Below are 1,881 nucleotides of genomic sequence, written 5' to 3' on the forward strand. Positions count from 1 at the left end.
TGCACGGCGGGTTTAACCCGTACGGCTATGTGCATAACCCGGTGCGGTTTGTGGACCCGTTCGGGTTATCGCCGGATTCGACCACGTTTTACCATGCGGGCTATTTTGAGGACGATACGAAGATAGACCTGTCAAAGGGGAAGGGCAAAAAAGATTTTGATCCGGGAGGGAAGAAAGGGTTTTATGTGACGGCATCGAAACAACAAGCGCTGGATTGGGGTAAAGATAGAGGTCTTCCAACACTGGCTACATTTGAAATACCCAACTCGGAGTTAGCCAAATTAAATATAAAATATTTGGATACGAGCACGCCTGAAGGTAAGAAAGAATGGTTGGCTGTTGTCAAAGCAGGTCGTGACCAAACGCTAGTGCATAATTATGACGGTGTTGACGGCCCGTATTTAAGAAATCCAACTGGTGTTCGCAATGGAGCTAAGCCAAAAATTGAAGGCCACCAACTCGCCCTTTATACTCGAAAAGCAGCGGAATTATTTGATGCACATTTAGATTCAGTTAAAAAAATTGCCAATGGGAAAATAGTCGATGAGTGTCCATAATATGATTGATAAAAAAAGTATTATTGATGGGATTGTTCTTACTGATGAAAATGATCCCAATGAGAAAGTGATTTTTAATTTTTATACCTGGGTAGAGGTGCTGAAAGCCATTATTGTCAAGTATGCCAATAAGTCAGAAAGTGAGGCAGAAGCTCTAGTTTTAAAGCATCCGGCTGTTTATTCTCCTAGAAACTATTCTAATATTTGGACACTTAGTCATGAGTCTGAATACGAGTGGGCAATGGCAATAGTTTATGGACATGGATATTGGCAAAGGGGCATCCCGGCCGATGAACCAGAGGGTTTTGAGAAATGGGAAGACCAGTATAGAAAGGAACATAATTTAGCAAAATTTAGTTTTGAATATACTGGTGAGTGGTAAGAGAAGGAAACAGGCTAAAAACTATTAAAATCCTGTCCTCCTAAACTCAGGAACAAAAAGCCGGAAAATCCCCGTGATCTTCCGGCTTTGTTCTTTTTAAGAGCAGCTCACTCCCTGCCCTTAGCGGCTTTTGTCGTCGCCAATCAGCTCGCGCATCCGCAGCTTAATTTCACTGATTTGCGCCCGCTGGCGCTGGTATTGCTGTTTGAGGCTGCGGGCTAACGGTCAACCGGTGGTGGTGTTTGCCCAGAGTTTTGTGCCACAAACCCTCGGGGATGAACCCGGCGTGGCCAACGGGGTGAAAAGTGGCACGGTGGGGGCAAAGTGCCATCCACCCGCAATGACGGCCTGCGGTTAAGCCTGCATTATCTGAACGGCCGGCTTCACACGATCAATATGCAGGAGAGCCGCGAAAGCCAGCCTGCTGGACAATGTTTGTTGACCTGTCAATATGACTCACAGGGGTATCTGAACGAGTGTGATGCCTTCCAGCACAATCATCTGTGGCATGAGTACGATGCTCAGGGGCGGATGACCCGCTGGCATGACACCGACCAGACCGATTTTTACCTTACCTACGATGAACGGGGACGTGTCATCAGTACCCACTCCCCCAGTGGCTACTGGCATGACCGCTTCCGCTACGATGATAACGCCCGCATCACCACCTATCTGGACGGTGAAGGCGGTGAAAGCCACTACGACCCGAATGGGCTGGTGACCCGCTGAATTTGGCGGGCGGATTTAATCCCTATGGGTATGTCCATAATCCGCTGTCTTGGGTTGACCCGCTGGGATTATCAACAGCTAAAGTTGGTCGCTGGATGAGTCCTGATGAACACCAAAAAATGCTTGATACTGGCAAAGTTGTACAAAGTACAACTGGTACAACACATGTTGGTTATCCTGCTAATATCGATGCATTCGGTAAACAAGCTAAGC

General features: G+C 47.2%; 4 protein-coding genes and 1 pseudogene. All 5 read left to right on the top strand.

What is annotated here, in order from left to right; translation table 11 throughout:
* A partial coding sequence (locus tag PSI15_RS17810; protein WP_273584677.1) for a DUF3990 domain-containing protein occupies positions 1–557 on the top strand: 557 nt, incomplete at its 5' end.
* 1 nt (position 558) lies between these two features.
* Positions 559–939, top strand: coding sequence for a hypothetical protein (locus tag PSI15_RS17815; RefSeq protein WP_273584678.1), 381 nt, complete (start codon positions 559–561; stop codon positions 937–939).
* Positions 940–1,026: 87 nt separating this feature from the next.
* Positions 1,027–1,161 carry a hypothetical protein gene (locus tag PSI15_RS17820; RefSeq protein ID WP_273584679.1) on the top strand — a complete coding sequence of 45 codons (135 nt, stop codon included), beginning with the start codon at positions 1,027–1,029 and terminating at the stop codon, positions 1,159–1,161.
* Positions 1,145–1,297, top strand: a complete 153-nt coding sequence (locus PSI15_RS17825) for a PAAR-like domain-containing protein (protein ID WP_273584680.1) — start codon at positions 1,145–1,147, stop codon at positions 1,295–1,297. Before PSI15_RS17820 ends, PSI15_RS17825 begins: the two co-directional genes overlap by 17 nt.
* Positions 1,298–1,554: 257 nt before the next feature.
* Positions 1,555–1,881: pseudogene (locus PSI15_RS18645) on the top strand (TreTu family toxin); the annotation flags it as partial.

It is taken from the genome of Xenorhabdus sp. PR6a (assembly GCF_028599065.1).
Taxonomy (GTDB): domain Bacteria; phylum Pseudomonadota; class Gammaproteobacteria; order Enterobacterales; family Enterobacteriaceae; genus Xenorhabdus; species Xenorhabdus doucetiae.